Below are 17,690 nucleotides of genomic sequence, written 5' to 3'. Positions count from 1 at the left end.
GACGCGTACTCCGACCGGCTGCTTCGCCCTGACGGGGGCGACGATCCTCCGGAAGGACCGCGCCTGTCATCATGGCCGGCATGACCAGAATCCTCACCCGTGGTGACCTGCTCACCCTGCTCGATCCTGACGCCTGTCTCGCGGCCCTGCGCGACGGTTTCGTCCAGGACGGCGGCGGGGCGTTCGCCGGGCAGAGGATCCGGGCGGAGCTGCCGTTCCCCGGCACGGCCACCGCGCTGATCCCCGGACTGCTGCCCGGGATCGACGCGTACACGGTGAAGGTCAACGCGAAGTTCCCGGCGGCCAGCCCGGCGCTGCGCGGCGTCATCTGCCTGCACGGCGGCCAGGACGGCGAACTGCTCGCCTTGCTCGACAGCGCCACCGTCACGGCGTGGCGCACGGGCCTGGCGGCCGCCCTCGGCACCGACGCGCTGGCCGCCCGGAGCAGCGACGATGCGGGTGACGTCGTGGGAGTCGTCGGTGCGGGGGCCCAGGCGGACCTCGTGGTGACCGGACTGCGGCGGCTGCGTCCCGTACGCGATCTGATCATTCACGACGTGTCGCCTGAGCGGGCCGCGGCCTTCCGCGACCGGCACGGCGGCCGCGTCGCGGCATCGGCGGCCGAGGTGGCCGCGCACGCCTCCGTCGTGGTGCTCGCCACCTGGTCCCGCACCCCGCTGCTGACCCTCGCCGACGTCCGCCCCGGCCGGCACCTGACCACGCTGGGTGTGGACGAACCGGACAAGCAGGAGCTGGCGCGCCCCGTTCTGGAGGCCGCGGGGGTGCTCGCGGTGGACGACCGGCCGCTCGCCGCAGCCATGGGCGTCCTCGCCGCGACCGGCCTGCCGGCGGAGGCGGCGCACGCCACCCTCGGCGAGATCCTGCGCGCCGACCACCCGGGCCGCACCGGCCCCGAACAGCTCACGGTGTACGGTCCGGTGGGTCTGCCCTGGCAGGACCTCGCCCTCGCCTGGCTGGCCTACCGCGAAGCCGAACGCCGCGACCTCGGCCGCACGGTCGACTTCCTCGGCGCGTCCTGAGCCCGGCCGATCACCGACGTCCGCCGCCGGGAGGGGAATCACTGGCATGCACGTGGATCTGAACCTGCTCACCGTGCTCGACGCCCTGCTCGAAGAGGGCAGCGTGATGGGGGCGGCCGAGCGGCTGGGGCTGTCGTCGCCCGCGGTCAGCCGTACGCTCGGCCGGCTGCGCAAGGTCACCGGCGACGACCTCCTCGTCCGCACCGGCCACACGATGACCCCCACCCCGTACGCGCTGGCGATCAGGGAGGACGTGCACCGGCTGGTCAGGCAGGCGCACGACGTGCTCGCGCCGGCCCGCCGGCCGGACCTGGCCACACTGGAACGCACCTTCACGATCCAGTGCCACGACGCGCTCGCCGCCCCGCTCGTGCCCGCGCTGGTCGCCAGGATCCAGGAGCGGGCCCCCGCCGTACGGCTCCGATTCCTGGGCGAGCACTCCGCCGACACCGACGACCTGCGGTACGGGCGCGTCGACCTGGAGCTCGGCGGCGGCCGGCCCGACCAGCCCGAGTTCCGGTCGGAGACGCTCGGGCACGATCCGCTCGTCGTGGCGATGCGCCAGGACCACCCGTGCGCGGGCGGCCTCGACCTGGGCGGGTACGCGGCGCGGCCGCACGTGGTGGTCTCCCGGCGGGGCCGCCTCACCGCGCCGATCGACGACGTGCTGGCAGCCCAGGGCCTGCGCCGCCAGGTGGTCGCGGCCGTGGCGAGCCTGCCCGTGGCCCTGCTGATGGCCCGTGGCGGCGAGGTGCTGGTCACCTGCACGGACCTGCTCAGCCGCCCGTACGTCGAGGCGTTCGGGCTGGTCACCCGGCCGCTGCCGGTCGAGTTCCCGGCGGCGGTGATCAGCTGCGACTGGCACCAGCGCTACGACTCCGACCCCGCCCACGCCTGGCTGCGCGATCAGGTACGGGCCTGCCTGGCCGAGATCGTCTAACCGGGCAGCGGCAGGGCCACGGCCCCGGGGAAGCGGGGCGACTCGGCCTCGTCCAGCATGGCCGCGGCGACGCTCTCGCGGCTGACCTTCGCGCCGAGGTCGAACGGCGGCGCGGCGTCCAGGCCGGCCGTGCGCCTGCCGGGATCCTCCGGCCCGTCGCCGAGCACCCCGGCGTGGAAGACCGTGCCCCCGGCCGCGAGGACGGCGCCGTCGGCCGCGACCTTGTCCGCGAGCCGGTCGCCCAGCAACCGCACGAGGACGCTCGCGCCCGCTCCCGCCGCGGCGGCGGATTCGCCGGTGCCGTAGGCGCCGAGCCAGATGACGCGGCGCGGCCCGGCGGCGAGGACCGCCTTGGCGCCGGCCAGGAGGACGCCCGCCTGGTCGGTGCCGAGAGCGGACAGGACGACAGAGTCCGCGCCCACGATCGCGGCGATGCTCGCCGGATCGTGCACGTCGCCGGCCACCTTGGTCAGGCCGGGGGAGCCGGGCAGGTCGATGCGCGCGGGATCGCGGGCGATCGCCGTGACGGTGTGGCCGCGCCGCAGCGCCTGCCGGGTGAGGGCGAGTCCGGTACGGCCCGAGGCCGCGAGAACGGTGAGATGCATGCCGGGAACGCTAGGCACCCGCCCGGATAACGGCAAATGCAAGTATCACAACGGATGATTTACCGTGGCGCAATCCGCATGCTCACTCCAGGCCGGCGAGGGCGGCCATGATGTGGCTGATGCGCTCGCGGAGCAGCTGGTGCGTGCGGTCGTGGTGGTTGCGCGGATGCCACGCCATGTCGATCGTGACGGTGGGCAACGTCAAGGGGATCGGGAACGTACGCAGGCCGAGCGTCTCCAGCATCGGCCGCCCCAGCCGGGTCGGGGCGACGCAGACCACGTCGGTCTCGCGGGCCAGGAACAGCGCCCCCGCGAACGTCGGCACCACGGCGACCACCCGCCGGCGCAGGTCAAGGGCGGCCAGCTGCTCGTCGATCGGGCCGTGGGCCCGCCCGCGCCGCGACACCACGATGTGATCGGCCGCGGCGAACCGCTCGGGCGTCACGGCCGCCCCCTCCGCCAGCGGGTGGCCGGGCCGCACCACGCCGGCCAGCGTCTCCGTGACCAGCGTCGCCACGCGGATCTCGGGATCGCCGGGCCGGATGCTGCCGATCTCCAGATCGACCAGCCCCTCGCGCAGGGCCGGGGTGTCCTCCAGGTTCTCCGGCCGCAGCCGCAGCGAGATGCCGGGCGCCTCGACGCGCAGGTCGTCGATGAGGGCCGGGATGAACGTCGTGGACAACATGTCGGTGACCTGGAGGTCGAACACCCGCACCGTGGTCCGCGGATCGGCGGCCGTCGACGGCGCGAACAACGCCCGCGCCCGGGTCGCGATCGCGTGCGCCTCACCGCGCAGCTCCAGAGCCCTGGGCGTGGGCACGAGATCGCGGCCGGCGCGGACGAGCAGCGGATCGTCGAAGGCGCGGCGCAGCCGGGACAGGGCCCGGCTCATCGCCGGCGCCGACGTGTGCAGGCGCGCCGCCGCCTTGGTCACGCTGTTCTCGGCGAGCAGCGCGTCCAGCGCCTCGATCAGGTTGAGATCGACGTGGTCCATCCGCCGATTATCACACGCGCAATGAGTCCGTACCGATGTTGCACTGGTGCTAATCCGGAGTCGTTCCTACGGTGGGCAGCGCGACGGACATGTGCCGAGAACGACGGAGGTGGCTGTGATGCGGGCTGTGCTGATCGGTGGCGGGATCGTGGGCTTGACGACGGGGCTCGCGCTGCGCCGCGCCGGGATCGAGGTGGTGATCTGTGAGCAGGCGCCGGAGATCCGCGCCGCGGGGGCCGGGCTGGGACTGTGGGCCAACGCGCTGGCGGTGTACGACGAACTCGGCCTCGGTGACGAGGTGCGCGCCATCGGCAAACCCAGCGAGATGTACTTCCACGACCCGGCCGGGCGGCTGCTCGAAACGCCGGAGTTCGGGCCGGAGGACCATCGGTACCTGCTGGTGCACCGGGCGAAGCTGAACGATCTGCTCGCCGACGCCGTGGGCCGCGCCAACATCCGCCTGTCCACCGGGTTCGACGCCTACGACGAGCACGCGGACCACGTCACCGTCCGGTTGACCGACGGCAGCGAGGAGCAGGGGGACGTGCTCGTCGGGGCGGACGGGGCGTACTCGGCGGTACGCGCGCAACTGGTGCCGGGCGCCGAGGCCCGTGAGCACGACGGCCACCACGCCTGGCGCGCCGTCTTCCCCGCCCCCGGCATCCCCGTGCCGGACGACCGGCTGATCCTGGGCGGCGACGGCTGCCGGGGCGGGTACCTGCGTACCCAGGACGGGAAGGTCTACTGGCTGGTCAATCAGTTCAACTCGCCCCCGCTGACCGGCACTCCGAAGCAGCAGGCCCTGGAACGGGCCGCCCACCTGGAGGAGGACGGGCGGGACGGGATCCTGAGCCGGCTGATCGAGGCCACGCCGGACGAGGTGATCCTGCACAACCAGATCATGCTCGTGCCGCCGCTGCCGCACTGGGTCTCCGCGCGGGTCGTGCTGGCCGGCGACTCGGCCCACGCGATGTCGCCGCACATCACCGCCGGCGCGACGCTGGGCATCGAGGACGCCGCCCTGCTCGGTCGCCTGCTCACCCCCGGCGGCGACGTACCCGCCGCTCTCGCCGCCTACGAGGCCGCCCAGATCCCGCGGTACGAGCACGTCGCGCGGCTGTCGGCGGCGGTCGAGCACGCTCCCACGCCGGAGCTCTTCGCACGGAACTACGCCGCCTTCAGCCACTGGATGATCACCCCCCAGTCCCAGCCCCAGCACGCTGAGACGGGACGGGCACGGGCATGACGTTCACCGTCGAGGTGGACGTGCCGGTGCCGATGCGCGACGGCATCGCCCTCGCCACCAACGTCTGGCGGCCCGCCGGCCCTGGACCGTTTCCCGCGCTGCTGGTCCGCACCCCCTACGGCAAGGACGACGCCGGGCTGTACGGCAACCCGAAGCTGCCGGACGTGTTCGCCCTCGTGGCCGCAGGCTACGCGGTGGTGGCCCAGGACGTGCGCGGCACCTCCCGCTCGCCGGGGACGTTCGTGCCGCACGCGCACGAGGGCCGCGACGGCGCCGACACGCTCGCCTGGCTGGCCGCGCAGCCGTGGTGCGACGGGGCGGTCGGCATGTGGGGCGGGTCCTACATGGGGTTCGCGCAGTGGGAGGCGGCCGTGCGCGAGGTGCCGGCGCTGCGGGCCATCGCACCCGTGATGACCTCCGCCGATCCGTACGCGGCGCCGTGGTACTCGACGGGGGGCGCGCTGTCGCAGGACGCCGTGCTGACCTGGGGCACCCTGTCGGCCCTGCGCAACCTGCACCGCACCCTCGCCGACGCCAAAGGCGACGGTGAGGGCGGTGGCGGTGTCGACGACGGGAACGCCGACGTTGCCGATGCCGGCAGGCTCATGGCTGGATTGTCCGATCCCGGGCTGCTGCACGACTCCCTGCCGCTCGCCGACCGCGCGGCGCTGACCCGGCACCTGCCCTGGGCCGGCCAGGTGCTCGGCCATCCGCAACGGGACGCGTTCTGGCAGGAGATCGCCGCGATCGACCGCTGCGCCGACATCACCGTCCCCGCGCTGCACATCGGCGGCTGGTACGACGTCTTCATCCGCGAGACCGTCCGCTCCTACACCATGATGCGCCGCCACGGCGGCAGCGCCGCGGCCCGCGACGGCCAGCGGCTGATCATCGGCCCCTGGAGCCACGCCGACGGCACGGACCTCGGCACCTTCCCCGACCGGTCGTTCGGGCTCGACGCCGGCATCAAGGCCGCCGACGTCACGGCCGCACACCTGCGGTTCTTCGACCGATGGGTCCGGGGCAGGCCGGATGCCTCCGACGGCGCGCCCGACAGAGCGCCCGACCGCGCCTCCGACGACACGCACCGGGTGCGCATCTTCGTCATGGGCGCCGACCGGTGGCGCGACGAGGCGGACTGGCCGCTGCCCGGCACCCGCCACACTCCGTTCTTCCTCGACGGGGCCGGCCGCGCCAACACCGCCGCCGGCGACGGCCTGCTGCGGCGCGACGTCCCGGCGGCGGAGGCGGCCGACACCTTCCGGTACGACCCGCGCCACCCGGTGCCGAGCCTGGGCGGCACCGTGCTCGCCGCCCTGCCCGGCGCCTACCCGGGCCCGGCCGACCAAGCGGAGGCCGAGGCGCGCGACGACGTGCTGTGCTTCAGCACCGCCGTCCTGGAGCGCCCGATCGAGGTCACCGGCCACGTCGGCCTGGTCCTGCACGTCTCCTCCTCCGCCCCGGACACCGACTTCACCGGCAAGCTCGTGGACGTGCACCCCGACGGCAGGGCGATCCTGCTGTGCGAGGGCATCCAGCGCGCCCGCCACCGCGGCTCGCTCACCGAGCCCGAGCTCATGGAGCCGGGGACGGTCTACGAGCTGAGCATCGACCTGGGCGTGACGTCGAACGTCTTCCTGCCCGGGCACCGCATCCTGCTGGAGGTCTCCAGCAGCTGCTTCCCCCGCTACGACCGCAACACCAACACAGGCGCGACGATCGCCACCGACGGCCCGGACGACCTGGTGGTCGCGGTCAACCAGGTCCATCACGGCCCGGGCCATCCCAGCCGCCTGGTGCTGCCGCTGATCGACCGCCCGGACCCGGCACCCCTGACAGAAACCACGGAAGCGGAAGCGGACGCATGACCCCGCACCGAGAGCATGGAAGCGGAGGCGCGGTCATGACCACGCTGGAGGAGCTGGCCGACCGGGCGGCCGTCGCCGACGTCGTCGCCGGCCTCGCCCACGCCCAGGACGACCGGGACTGGCCCGCGCTGCGCCGGCTGTTCGCCGACGAGGTGCTGCTGGACCTGTCGACCCACCACCACGGCCGGCCGCCGACCACCGTGACGGCCCCCGACCTGGTCGAGCTGGCCAGAAAGACCCTGGACGGCTTCGACTGCACCCACCACGCCGCCTCCAACCTCGTCGTACGGCTGTCGGGCGGCGAGGCCGAGTGCCGTACGCACATGGTCGCCTACCACCACGTCCCCGCCGATCCCGGTGTCGTCGACCACTGCACGATGCGCGGCTACTGGCAGCTCAGGCTGTGCAAGCTCGGCGGGCGCTGGCTGATCACCCACTGGGCCGTGGTGCGCACGGGCCCGTGGGAGGGATCCCCCGACGCCTACGCGCTCGCCGCCGCGCGTGTCACCCCCCGCTCCGACGACCGCCACGAAGGATGAGCATCGATGTTCTACGAGATCCGTACGGAACACGCCCGCCCCGGCCGGGGCGCCGAGCTGGCGGGCTACATGGACGAGACCGTCATCCCGCTGCACCAGGAGCTGGGGATGCACGTGGTGGGCGCGTTCACCGTGATCGGCGACGAGGACGCCTTCGTCTGGATCCGCCGCTTCGAGGACGCCACCGACCGCGAACGCGTCCTGAAGGCCGTCCACGGTGATCCCCGGTGCGCCGGCGTGGCCGAGACCGTCTCCGATCTGACGGCCGGGACCGAGTCCACGATCCGCCTGGAACCCGCCCCCGGCTCCGCACTCCGCTGACCCGCCGAACGCCTGCCCCGCCGAACGCGTGACCGACGAACGAGCGACCCGACGAACGAGCGACCCGCCGAACGCCTGATCCGTCGAACACCCGCCCCGACACCCGACGAACGCCCCACCTGACGCACGCCGTGCCCCGTACCCGCACCGAGGAGGACACACCGTGAACGTGACCGCCGCGTACCGGCAGAGCCGGGACCAGCTGCTGCGCCTGCGCGACCGGCACGACCGCGCCGTGGCCGAGTTCCGCTGGCCGGAGCTCGGGACCCGGTTCAACTGGGCGGTGGACTGGTTCGACGCCGTCGCGCGCGGCAACGACCGCCCGGCCCTCGTCGTCGTACGGGAGGACGGGTCCGCGACGGAACGCACCTTCGCCGAGATGTCCCGCGCCTCGGACCGCCTGGCGCACTGGCTGGCCACGGCCGGCGTCCGCAAGGGGGACCCGGTCCTGCTGATGCTCGGCAACCAGGTCGAGCTGTGGGAGTCGATGCTGGCCGTGATGAAGCTGGGCGCGGTCATCCTGCCCACCACGACCGCGATGGGTCCCGAGGGCCTCGCGGACCGGATCACCCGTGGCCGCGTCCGGCACGTGATCTGCGACGCCGCGCACACCGGCGCGTTCGATGACGTGCCCGGCGGCTACACGCGGATCAGCGTCGGCGCCGCGCTGGGCTGGTCCGACCTGCGGGCGGCCGCGGAGCTGGCGCACACGAGCGTCGCGCACCCGGGCACGGCGCCGGACGACCCGCTGCTGCTCTACTTCACCTCCGGCACCACGTCGCGGCCCAAGCTGGTCGAGCACACGCAGGTGTCCTACCCGGTCGGCCACCTGTCCACGATGTACTGGCTGGGCCTGCGGCCCGGCGACACGCACCTGAACCTCTCCTCACCCGGCTGGGCCAAGCACGCCTGGTCCTGCTTCTTCGCGCCGTGGATCGCCGAGGCGACCGTCGTCGTCCGCGACTACCGCCGCTTCGACCCGGTGACGCTGCTGGAGCAACTGCGCGACCGCGGGGTCAGCTCGTTCTGCGCCCCGCCGACCGTCTGGCGGATGCTGATCAACGCCGACCTGGGCGCGCGCCCGGACGCGCTGCGCGAGGTGATCAGCGCGGGGGAGCCGCTCAACCCCGAGGTCATCGAACGGGTCCGGCAGGCATGGGGCCTGACCGTGCGCGACGGATTCGGCCAGACCGAGACCACCGCCCAGGTGGGCAACCCTCCCGGCGCCGCGGTCCGGGCCGGATCGATGGGCCGGCCGCTGCCCGGCGTCCCGGTCGTCCTGGTGGACCCGGCCGGCGGCGGCCTGGTCACGGGCGCGGGCGAAGGGGAGCTGTGCCTCGACCTGTCGGCCCGGCCGCTGCCGCTCATGACCGGCTACCGCGACGACACCGCGCGCGACGCGATGAGCGGCGGCTGCTACCACACCGGCGACGTGGCGGCCCGCGACGCCGACGGCTACATCACCTACATCGGCCGCACCGACGACGTGTTCAAGGCCAGCGACTACAAGATCAGCCCGTTCGAGCTCGAATCGGTGCTCATCGAGCATCCGGCCGTCGCCGAGGCCGCGGTGGTGCCCGCCCCCGACCCGGTCCGGCTGGCCGTGCCCAAGGCGTACGTCGCGCTGGCGCCCGGTCACGAGCCGACGCGGGAGACGGCGCTGTCGATCCTGCGGTACGCGCGTGAGCACCTCGCCCCGTACCAGCGGGTCCGGCGGATCGAGTTCTACGACCTGCCCAAGACCATCTCCGGCAAGATCCGGCGCGTCGAGCTCCGGACCCGGGAACAGGAGCTGGCCGACGGCCCGGGGGCGAGCGCCGAATGGCGCGACGACCAGCTCCCCGGCCTCACCACCCCCTGACGCACCGACGCGATCCACCGACACGACCCGCCGACGCGACGCACCGACATCCCTGAGGGAATCACCATGATCGACTGGCTGGAGCTCGCCGAATCGCTCATCACCTCACCCTGGCTGTACGCGGTGCTCATCGCCGTGTCCTGCCTCGACTCCTTCCTCCCGCTGATCCCGAGCGAGGCCGTGGTGGTCGTCGCCGGCGTCTACGCCGCCACCGGCAAGACCGACCTCGTGCTCGTCATCGCCGCGACGACGCTCGGCGCGTTCCTCGGCGACATGGTGCCGTACGTCGCCGGGCGGCTGCTCGGGCCGCGCGTGCTCAAACGGCTGCCACCCGGCACCAAGCGGCGGCGGGCGCACGACTGGTTCACCCGGCAGCTCGACGCCCGTGGCGGCTTCGTCCTGGTGACCACCCGGTTCATCCCGGTCGGCCGCTATCTGGCCACCCTGTCCACCGGGATCGTCGGTTACCCCCTGGGCGCGTACATGGCCTTCGTCGGGTTCGCCACCGCGACCTGGAGCGCCTACACCGTGCTCACCGGCTATCTCGGCGGCGTCATCTTCCAGGAGAACACGCTGCTCGCGATCGCCGTCGGCCTCGCGCTCGCGTTCCTGGTCACCGGCGTCATCGAGGTCGTCCGCCATCTGCGCCGGCGCGGCGGCGCCGTCGCGACGGAGACGACCGTCGAGTGAGGGACGCGCCGGAGGGAGCACTCCGCGAAAAGGAGGGACATGTCGTGACGCGCACGAGCGCCGGCCGGGTGCGTGAGCTGTTCGTCTACCCGGTGAAGGGCCTCAGCGCGCAACCGCTCGACCACACCGAGCTCCGGCCCGGTGAGGGCGTCCCGTACGACCGGAGGTACGCGCTCGCCCGGCCGGACGGCGCGTACCGGCCGGGGACCCGGGAGGGACTGTCGAAGCGGGAGTTCTACGCCTTGGTCTCGGACCACCGCCTGGCCGGGCTCGGCACGCACCTCGACACGGAGACCGACGTGCTCACCGCCCGCGTCGGCGGCCACGACGTGCTCAGGGCCGGCCTGCGCACCGAGCGGGGACGCGACGGCGCGGCGCGCTTCTTCGCCCGGGTCCTCGACCTGCCCGCCGGGGTGACGCCGCTGCTCGCGCGGGAGCCGGGCCGGCGCTTCACCGACGCCGCCGCGGCCGGGGACGGGCCGATGGGCTGGATCTCGCTGGTCAACCTGGCCTCGGTGCGCGACCTGGAGTCACGTACGGGCAGCGTGGTCGATCCGCGCAGGTTCCGGGCCAACGTCCTCGTGGACGGCCTGCCGGCCTGGTCCGAGCTGGAGCTGATCGGCCAGGAGTTCGACCTGGGCGGCGTACGCGTCCGCGCCGTGCACCGGACCAAGCGCTGCGCCGCGACGGAGGTCGACCCGGACACCGGCCGCCGCGACCTGCCGGTGGTGACCCTGCTCGACAGGACGTACGGGCACCAGCTCATGGGCGTCCACCTGGAGGTCCGCACCGCCGGATCCGTGCGGCGGGGCAGCGACCTTGTCCTCTGAGCTGCGGCTGCGCGTCAGTGAGGCGGCCGACCTCACGCCGGCCGTGCGCCGCTTCGTCCTGCGGGACCCGGACGGAGGCGCGCTGCCGGCGTACGAGCCGGGCGCGCACGTCGTGGTGACCACCCCGGCCGGGCACAAGCGCGGCTACAGCCTGGTCGAACCGGGCGGCGCCCGGCCACGGGAGTACGTCGTGTGCGTGCGCCGCGACGACGCCGGCCGGGGCGGCTCCGCGAGCATGCACCGCGACGTGACGATGGGCACCGAGCTGGTGGTCTCCGTGCCGGCCAACGGCTTCCCCCTCGAACCGTCGCCCCGCTACCTGTTCATCGCCGGCGGCATCGGCATCACGCCGATCAGGGCCATGGTGCGCCGGTTACGCGCCGGGGGCCGTACCGGAGTACGGCTGCTGTACCTGACGCGGTCGGCGGCGGAGACCCCGTTCCTGGACGAGTTCGGCGGCCCCGAGGACACCGTGCACCACAGCGACGACCACGGGCCGCTCGACCTGTGGCCCCACCTCGCGGTGCCGGACGACGACATTCGCGTCTACTGCTGTGGGCCCGCCCCGCTCATGCGGGCCGTGCGCACGCTGACGGCGCACTGGCGGGCGAGCCGGATCCACATGGAGGAGTTCACGGCCGCCGGCACCGGGATGTCGCTGCCGTTCACCGCCGTCTGGGCTCCCGACGGGCGCCGGGTGCCCGTGCCCGCGCACCTGTCGCTGCTGGCCGCGCTGCGCCGGGCCGGAGTGCGCGTCGACTCGTCCTGCGAGGCGGGCATCTGCGGCACGTGCCGGCTCACGGTCCTCGACGGTGAGGCGGATCACCGTGACGCGGTGTCCACGGAGAAGGAGCGCCTTGGGAGCATGGTGGCCTGTGTGTCGCGGGCCGGATCGCCGGAGATCGTCGTCGGCCCCTACGAGAACGAGGAGCCGGTTTGACCATCCACCACCTGCATCCCGAGCCCGGATCCACGATCGACGTGCTCGACCGCGACACGCCGCCCGCGCTCAGCGTGGATCCGGGTGACACCGTCGTCGTCCGCTCGCTCGACGCGTCCGGCCACCTCGAACGGCAGCGCACGCCGGGGGAGCGGCGGCCGACCATGTTCGCGGACCGGCGCGGTCACTGCCTCACCGGTCCGGTCGAGGTGCGCGGCGCGGGGCCGGGCGACGTGCTGGCCGTCCGCATCGACTCGGCCAGGCCGGGAGAGTGGGGCTGGACCGTCGCGGGCGCCAAGGACAACGCGCTGAACCGCGCGCTCGGGCTCACCGGGGAGCCGTCCTGGCTGCTGTGGGAGATCGACGCCGACGCCGGGACCGCCACCAGCGACCGCGGCCACACCGTACGGACCGCGCCGTTCCTCGGCGTGATCGGCCTGCCGCCCGCCGAGCCGGGCCCGCACTCCACGGTCCCGCCGCGCGCGGCCGGCGGCGGCAACATCGACTGCCGCGAGCTGACCGCCGGCGCGACGTTGTTCCTTCCGGTCACCGTGCCCGGCGCGCTGCTGCACCTCGGCGACGGTCACGCCGCGCAGGGCGACGGCGAGGTGTGCGGCACCGCGATCGAGTGCCCGATGACGACCGAGGTGACGCTCGACGTCCTCACCGGCCCGCCCGTGCCCGGGATCCACGCGGTGACGCCCGGCGGGCGCGTCACGTTCGGGTTCGACGCCGACCTCAACGCGGCCACCGCGGAGGCGCTCGCCGCGATGCTCACCTGGATGCAGCACCTGTACGAGCTGGACCGGGGCACCGCCACGGCGCTGGCCAGCACGGTCGTGGACCTGCGCGTCACCCAGGTGGCGAACGAGACGTGGGGCGTGCACGCCGTCCTGCCCCACGACGCGATCACCTGAACCGGGCGAAGGCCGCACCCGTTCCAGCCGCGCGCCGGCCGCCCCCCACGTCGGCCGGCGCGCGGCGGGTCACTCCGAGCCGGCCAGCTCGCGTTCGAAGCGCTCGCGCAGCGCGGCCTTCTCGGGCTCGGGCAGCCAGCACGCCTCCACCCCGGCCAGCGCCATCGCGCGCAGCCGCTCGTCGGGCACGGCGAGCTCGTCGGACAGGATCCGGTACTCCTGCGCCAGCGACGTCGGGAACATCCCGGGATCGTCCGAGGCCGGGATGACGTTCAGCCCGGCCGCGAGCATCGCCGCGATCGACGCCCGCCGCCACGGCCGCCACGAGCGCCGCGACGTGGTGGAGATGACGGTGAACGGCACCTGCTCGTCCCTGACCCTGGCCACCACTTCGTCGTCTTCGAGGACGAAGTAGCCGTGGTCGATCCGGTCGCAGCCGAGCACGTCCAGGCAGGTGATCGTGTTGACGGCGACGGGCGCGTGCTCGGAGGAGTGCGCGGTGCGGCGCAGCCCGGCCGCCCCGGCGAGCCGGAAGGCGGCCTCGAACCGCTCGGGCGGCCCGGACGTCTCCAGGTTGTCCAGCCCGATGCCGGCCACGTAGTCGTGCGGATGGTCCACGACCGTGCGCACCCAGGACAGCGCCTCATCGCCCGACCGGCTCCGGTCCACGGCCGCGATGAGCCGGCCCGACATGCCGAAGTCGCGCTCGGCCATCCTGATGCCCTCGGCGTACGCCTCGACCACCGTCGCGTAGCCGAGCTTCTCCTGATGCTCGGTCAGCGCGTCGAACGACACCTCCAGGTGCCGGGTCGCGCTGGTCCTGTGCGCGTCCTCGAACGCCTCGTACGTGATCCTGGTCAGGTCGTCGGCGTCGCGCAGCACCTGCAGCACCCACGACGACACCTGGAACAGCGAGTACGACACCTCCGGCTCGTCCGCGCTCCTGCCCTGCGGCACCGGGATCCGGGTGTCCAGGTAGAGCGCCGGGTCCGGCGGCAGCGAGTTCACGTCCGCGTAGATCCGCTCGGGCGGGGCGGGCAGGTCGAGCCGCTCCCGCCTGGCCAGCTCGGCGAAGGTCGAGGCGCGCACGGTGCCGATGAGGTGACAGTGCAGGTCGACCTTGGGCATCAGGTCGAGCCTCACTTGCCGGCCACCTCCCGGGTGAAGCGGTCCACCCACGTGGCGCGGGTGTCCACGAGCTCGGCGGGGTCGAGGGTCTTGTATCCGGCGGCCACGGGGTCCTTCGCCGCCTCGCCGGTCACCTTGGCGATCTCGGGCGGGATGTCCGCCTTCGGGTTCGTGGGCAGGTCGCCGACCGTCTTCGCCATGGCGCTCTGCGCCTCGGCCGACAGCATGTAGTCGATCAGCTTCGCCGCCCCCTCCGGGTTGCGGGCGCCCTTGGGGATCATCGCCCGGTTCGTGGCCATGTAGCGGCCCTTGGCGGGAGCCGTCCAGGCGATCGGCTCGCCGGAGGAGACGAGCTTGGTGGCGAAGCCGCTCAGCGCGTCGGCGGCGACGATCTCGCCCTGGGTGAGCAGGTTGGTGACCTCGGTGGATGAGGTGTAGAACTGCAGCACGTTCGGGGCCCAGCCGGCCAGCGTGCGCAGCGAGCCGTCGATGTCGTACGGGCCCTTGCCGTACGCCTCGCCCACCCCGGAGATCATCAGCTGCCCGGCGGTCACCGAGATGTCGGGCAGCGCCACCTTGCCCTTGTGCGCCGCGTCGGCGAACAGGTTCCAGTCGGCGGCCTGCTTCTGGTCCAGCTGCTCGGTGTTGTAGATGACCCCGTTCAGCTGGTGGGTGTAGGCCGGCCCCTCGTAGCCGCCCTCGGTCGCGAACGGCGCCAGCTGCTTGATGTTGGGCACGTCGACCTTCTGGAACAGGCCGTCCTTCTGCCCGAGCGCGGCGAAGTAGTCGGAGATCAGCACCACGTCCGCCTCCGGCTCGCCCTTGGCCAGCTTCAGCTTCGACAGCCGGTCGGCGTTGGACCCGGTGTCCAGCTCGACCTTGATGCCGGTCTGCTGGGTGAACGGGGTGATGACCGCCTGCTCGAACTCCTTCACCCCGAAGGGGAAGGTGCTGACGACGACGGTGTTCGCCTCCGCCTGCTGCTCGCCGGAGCCGGAGCCGGAGCATCCGGCCGCGGCGAGCACCATCAGGGCGGCGGCCAGTACGGCGCGGCGCGTGGGCATGGGGTTCCTTCTTTCAGCGGGGTTCAGCGGGGTTCGTCGGGGCTTGGCGTGGTCGCGTGGTTCAGCGGGGGAGCCGTACCAGGTGATCGTCCGGCGTGACCACCGTGACGCTCGATCCGGGAGCGGGAGCCGTACCGCCGCGGACGTCGGCGAGCAGCCGGACGGTGGCCCCCGACGGATCGACGACGTCCAGCGAGACCAGCAGGTCGACGCCGCGGAAGGCGACGTCGGCCACCGTCGCGGGCAGGCCGGGACCCTGCTCGGCCAGGCGCAGGTGCTCGGGCCTGATGGTCAGCGGGGTGCCGTCCGCCGCGGTGAGGAAGTTCTCGTAGCCGAGGAACTCGGCCACGAAGCGGTCGGCCGGGCGCGGGAAGACCTGCTGAGGAGCGCCCTGCTGGACGATCCGGCCCTCGTTCATGATGACCATCTCGTCCGACATCTCCAGCGCCTCGTCCTGGTCATGGGTGACGAGGATGACGGTCAGCTCGGTCTCGGCCTGGATGCGCCTGATCTCGGTGCGCATCTGCACCCGCAGGCGGGCGTCGAGGTTGGACAGCGGCTCGTCGAGCAGCAGCAGCCTGGGCCGGATCGCGATGGCCCGGGCCAGCGCCACCCGCTGCTGCTGCCCGCCGGACAGCTTCTTCGGCTTGCGACCGGCCAGGTGCGCGAGCCCGACGAGTTCGAGCGTCTCCATCACCCGCGCCCGTCGCTGCGCGGCGGGCACCTTGCGCAGCTTGAGCCCGTACCCGACGTTGTCGGCCACCGTCATGTGCGGGAACAGCGCGTACGACTGGAAGACCATCCCGAGGTTCCGCTTCTCCGGCGGCGTGCGGGTGCTGTCGATCCCGTCGATGCGGATCGTCCCCGACGTCGGCGCCGAGTAGCCCGCGATCATCCGCAGCGTGGTGGTCTTGCCGCAACCGCTCGGCCCCAGCAGCGTCGTCAGCTTGCCCGGCGGGACGGCCAGATCGACGGCGTCCACGGCGGTGAAGGAGCCGAACCTCTGGGTGACCCCGATCAACTCGGCGGCGGCGGTCATCGGCTGATCCCTCCGAAGATTTTGGCGAATCCGACCGTGCGCTCGGCGATCACGGCGATGACCACGGTGGCGGCCAGGATGAGGGTGGACGCGGCGGCGACCATCGGGTCGTACGACTGCTGCACGTAGTCGAGCATGGTCACCGGCAGCGTCCGGAAGTCGCGTCCCTGCAGCAGCAGCGACAGCGGCACGTTGTTGAACGACGTGACCACGCTGAGCAGCCCGGCGGAGAAGATCCCCGGCCGCAGGACGGGCAGCGTCACGTTGACGAACGCGCGCAGCGGCGAGGCGCCGAGCCCTCGGGCGGCCTCCTCCAGCGCGGGATCGGCCAGCGCGAGCGAGGCGCCGGTGACGCGTACCGCGTAGGGCAGCATCAGCGCGGTGTGCCCGACCAGCAGGGCGGTGAAGTTGTCCAGGCCCAGGCCGACCATGAGCTGCTGGAACAGCGCGAGGCCGACGACCAGCTCGGGCACGATGAGCGGCGACAGGAACAACCCCTCGACCAGCCCCTTGCCGGGGATCCTGCCGCGGTGGACGGCGAGCGTGGCGGGCACGCCGATCAGCAGCGCGAGCGCGGCGGCGAGCACGGCCAGCTGCACGCTGGAGATCGTGGCCTCGACGAACGGCTCGTACGCGAACGCCTCGCCGAACCAGCGCAGCGAGAACCCGTCCGGCGGGAAGCGCAGGGTGCTCCCGGCGGTGAAGGCGGTGGCGACCACGAAGACGATCGGCACGATCATGATGATGTAACCGACGACCGCCAGCGCCGCCGTGACCGGCCGCTTCACGAGGTGGCCCCCTTCCGGCCGATCAGCGAGGACAGCCCGGAGACCAGGAAGACCAGGACCGTCATGATGAGCGCCGTCGCCGAGGCCGAGGCCCAGTCGACCGTGGTGGTCGCGTACGAGAACAGCTGCGTGGACAACATCCGCTGGCTGGACCCGCCGAGCAGGTACGGCGTGGTGTAGGCGGTGACGGAGCCCGCGAAGACGAGGGTGGCGGCCACCACGATGCCCGGCATGGTGAGCGGGATGACGATGCTCCACATCGTGCGGATCCGGCTCCCGCCGAGCCCGCGCGAGGCGTCGTCCAGGCCCGGATCGACCTGGGCGACGGCCGAGTAGCAGGAGATGATCGCCAGCGGCAGGAACAGCTGGGTGAGTCCGAGCACGATGGCGAGCTTGGTGTAGAGCAGCTGCGGCGCCACGTCCACGACGCCGAGCTGCACGAGCAGCCGCCCGAGCGCCCCTTTCGAGCCGAGGATCACGAGCCAGCCGAACGTGCGCACCACGTTGCTCAGCATCAGTGGGAAGATCGCCACTGCCAGCAGCACGCCGCTCCAGCGGGACGGCGAGCGGGCCAGCCAGTAGGCGATGGGGAAGCCGAGGACGACGCAGATGACCGTGACAGCCAGGGCGAGCCCGACCGTGCGCCCGATCACCTCCAGGTCGTACGGATCGGTGAGCATCTCGCCCAGGCGCGTGAAGATCTCGCCGGTCGCCACGTCCGGCGGCGCGAAGAGCATCGCGGCCGAGGGGATGAGGAAGCCCACGACGAGGAGGACGAGACCGGGCACCAGGAGAAGGGCCGATGTGCGTGAGATGTCGGCGTCCTTTCTGCATGGCGTACGGTGGTGCGGAACCGGTTGCGGAACCGGTTCCAGGAGCC

18 protein-coding genes are annotated in these 17,690 nt (G+C 73.0%); 11 read left to right on the top strand and 7 right to left on the bottom strand.

The genetic code is table 11. The features are described from left to right. Positions 1-80: 80 nt before the first annotated feature. Positions 81-1,040, top strand: coding sequence for an ornithine cyclodeaminase family protein (locus OIE67_RS31485; protein WP_326627256.1), 960 nt, complete (start codon positions 81-83; stop codon positions 1,038-1,040). A gap of 46 nt (positions 1,041-1,086) precedes the next feature. Next, on the top strand, positions 1,087-1,980 hold the full coding sequence (locus OIE67_RS31480) for a LysR substrate-binding domain-containing protein (RefSeq protein WP_326627254.1): 894 nt from the start codon (positions 1,087-1,089) through the stop codon (positions 1,978-1,980). On the opposite strand, the gene OIE67_RS31475 is transcribed toward OIE67_RS31480, so the two are convergent. Together OIE67_RS31475 and OIE67_RS31470 are read right to left on the bottom strand one after the other, a co-directional pair. Further along, positions 1,977-2,585, bottom strand: a complete 609-nt coding sequence (locus OIE67_RS31475; RefSeq protein WP_326627252.1) for an NAD(P)-dependent oxidoreductase — start codon at positions 2,583-2,585, stop codon at positions 1,977-1,979. The genes OIE67_RS31480 and OIE67_RS31475 overlap by 4 nt on opposite strands. Positions 2,586-2,667: 82 nt before the next feature. Beyond that, entirely contained in the window at positions 2,668-3,579 is a 912-nt protein-coding gene (locus tag OIE67_RS31470; RefSeq protein WP_326627250.1) for a LysR family transcriptional regulator, read from the bottom strand. 118 nt (positions 3,580-3,697) lie between these two features. Here OIE67_RS31470 and OIE67_RS31465 point away from each other — a divergent pair, with 118 nt between their 5' ends. The 9 genes from OIE67_RS31465 to OIE67_RS31425 all read left to right on the top strand — a co-directional run bounded on the left by OIE67_RS31465 (position 3,698) and on the right by OIE67_RS31425 (position 12,791). Continuing rightward, positions 3,698-4,825 (top strand): FAD-dependent monooxygenase, encoded by a 1,128-nt coding sequence (locus OIE67_RS31465; RefSeq protein WP_326627248.1) that lies wholly within the window; start codon positions 3,698-3,700, stop codon positions 4,823-4,825. Continuing rightward, on the top strand, positions 4,822-6,693 hold the full coding sequence (locus OIE67_RS31460) for a CocE/NonD family hydrolase (protein WP_326627247.1): 1,872 nt from the start codon (positions 4,822-4,824) through the stop codon (positions 6,691-6,693). The genes OIE67_RS31465 and OIE67_RS31460 overlap by 4 nt, the downstream gene beginning before the upstream one ends. 35 nt (positions 6,694-6,728) lie before the next feature. Next, positions 6,729-7,232 carry a nuclear transport factor 2 family protein gene (locus tag OIE67_RS31455; RefSeq protein WP_326627245.1) on the top strand — a complete coding sequence of 168 codons (504 nt, stop codon included), beginning with the start codon at positions 6,729-6,731 and terminating at the stop codon, positions 7,230-7,232. 6 nt (positions 7,233-7,238) lie between these two features. Further along, positions 7,239-7,553, top strand: coding sequence for an NIPSNAP family protein (locus OIE67_RS31450; protein WP_326627243.1), 315 nt, complete (start codon positions 7,239-7,241; stop codon positions 7,551-7,553). Positions 7,554-7,716: 163 nt separating this feature from the next. Next, the gene (locus OIE67_RS31445; protein WP_326627241.1) at positions 7,717-9,414 is read left to right on the top strand and encodes an AMP-binding protein; all 1,698 of its coding nucleotides are present in this window, start codon (positions 7,717-7,719) and stop codon (positions 9,412-9,414) included. Between the two features lie 66 nt (positions 9,415-9,480). Then, on the top strand, positions 9,481-10,104 hold the full coding sequence (locus OIE67_RS31440; protein WP_106245515.1) for a DedA family protein: 624 nt from the start codon (positions 9,481-9,483) through the stop codon (positions 10,102-10,104). Between the two features lie 44 nt (positions 10,105-10,148). After that, positions 10,149-10,934, top strand: a complete 786-nt coding sequence (locus tag OIE67_RS31435) for an MOSC domain-containing protein (RefSeq protein ID WP_326627238.1) — start codon at positions 10,149-10,151, stop codon at positions 10,932-10,934. Continuing rightward, the gene (locus OIE67_RS31430) at positions 10,924-11,874 is read left to right on the top strand and encodes a PDR/VanB family oxidoreductase (protein WP_326627236.1); all 951 of its coding nucleotides are present in this window, start codon (positions 10,924-10,926) and stop codon (positions 11,872-11,874) included. Before OIE67_RS31435 ends, OIE67_RS31430 begins: the two co-directional genes overlap by 11 nt. Continuing rightward, complete coding sequence (locus OIE67_RS31425) at positions 11,871-12,791, top strand: acetamidase/formamidase family protein (RefSeq protein ID WP_326627235.1); 921 nt, start codon at positions 11,871-11,873, stop codon at positions 12,789-12,791. The genes OIE67_RS31430 and OIE67_RS31425 overlap by 4 nt, the downstream gene beginning before the upstream one ends. A 69-nt stretch (positions 12,792-12,860) precedes the next feature. Here the strand turns inward: OIE67_RS31425 and OIE67_RS31420 are convergent, their stop codons facing one another. The 5 genes from OIE67_RS31420 to OIE67_RS31400 form a co-directional block, all read right to left on the bottom strand. Next, the gene (locus tag OIE67_RS31420; RefSeq protein WP_326627234.1) at positions 12,861-13,934 is read right to left on the bottom strand and encodes an adenosine deaminase family protein; all 1,074 of its coding nucleotides are present in this window, start codon (positions 13,932-13,934) and stop codon (positions 12,861-12,863) included. Then, positions 13,931-14,983 carry an ABC transporter substrate-binding protein gene (locus tag OIE67_RS31415; protein ID WP_106245509.1) on the bottom strand — a complete coding sequence of 351 codons (1,053 nt, stop codon included), beginning with the start codon at positions 14,981-14,983 and terminating at the stop codon, positions 13,931-13,933. The genes OIE67_RS31420 and OIE67_RS31415 overlap by 4 nt, the downstream gene beginning before the upstream one ends. Before the next feature lie 61 nt (positions 14,984-15,044). Next, the gene (locus OIE67_RS31410) at positions 15,045-16,022 is read right to left on the bottom strand and encodes an ABC transporter ATP-binding protein (RefSeq protein ID WP_326627231.1); all 978 of its coding nucleotides are present in this window, start codon (positions 16,020-16,022) and stop codon (positions 15,045-15,047) included. Next, positions 16,019-16,810 carry an ABC transporter permease gene (locus OIE67_RS31405; RefSeq protein WP_326627229.1) on the bottom strand — a complete coding sequence of 264 codons (792 nt, stop codon included), beginning with the start codon at positions 16,808-16,810 and terminating at the stop codon, positions 16,019-16,021. Before OIE67_RS31405 ends, OIE67_RS31410 begins: the two co-directional genes overlap by 4 nt. Beyond that, positions 16,807-17,598 carry an ABC transporter permease gene (locus OIE67_RS31400; protein WP_245956114.1) on the bottom strand — a complete coding sequence of 264 codons (792 nt, stop codon included), beginning with the start codon at positions 17,596-17,598 and terminating at the stop codon, positions 16,807-16,809. Before OIE67_RS31400 ends, OIE67_RS31405 begins: the two co-directional genes overlap by 4 nt. Positions 17,599-17,690 lie beyond the last annotated feature (92 nt).

This window comes from Nonomuraea fuscirosea (genome assembly GCF_035917475.1).
Taxonomy (GTDB): domain Bacteria; phylum Actinomycetota; class Actinomycetes; order Streptosporangiales; family Streptosporangiaceae; genus Nonomuraea; species Nonomuraea fuscirosea.
The sequence above is the reverse complement of the archived record's forward strand: the minus strand, read 5'-3'. Positions and strand labels throughout refer to the sequence as shown.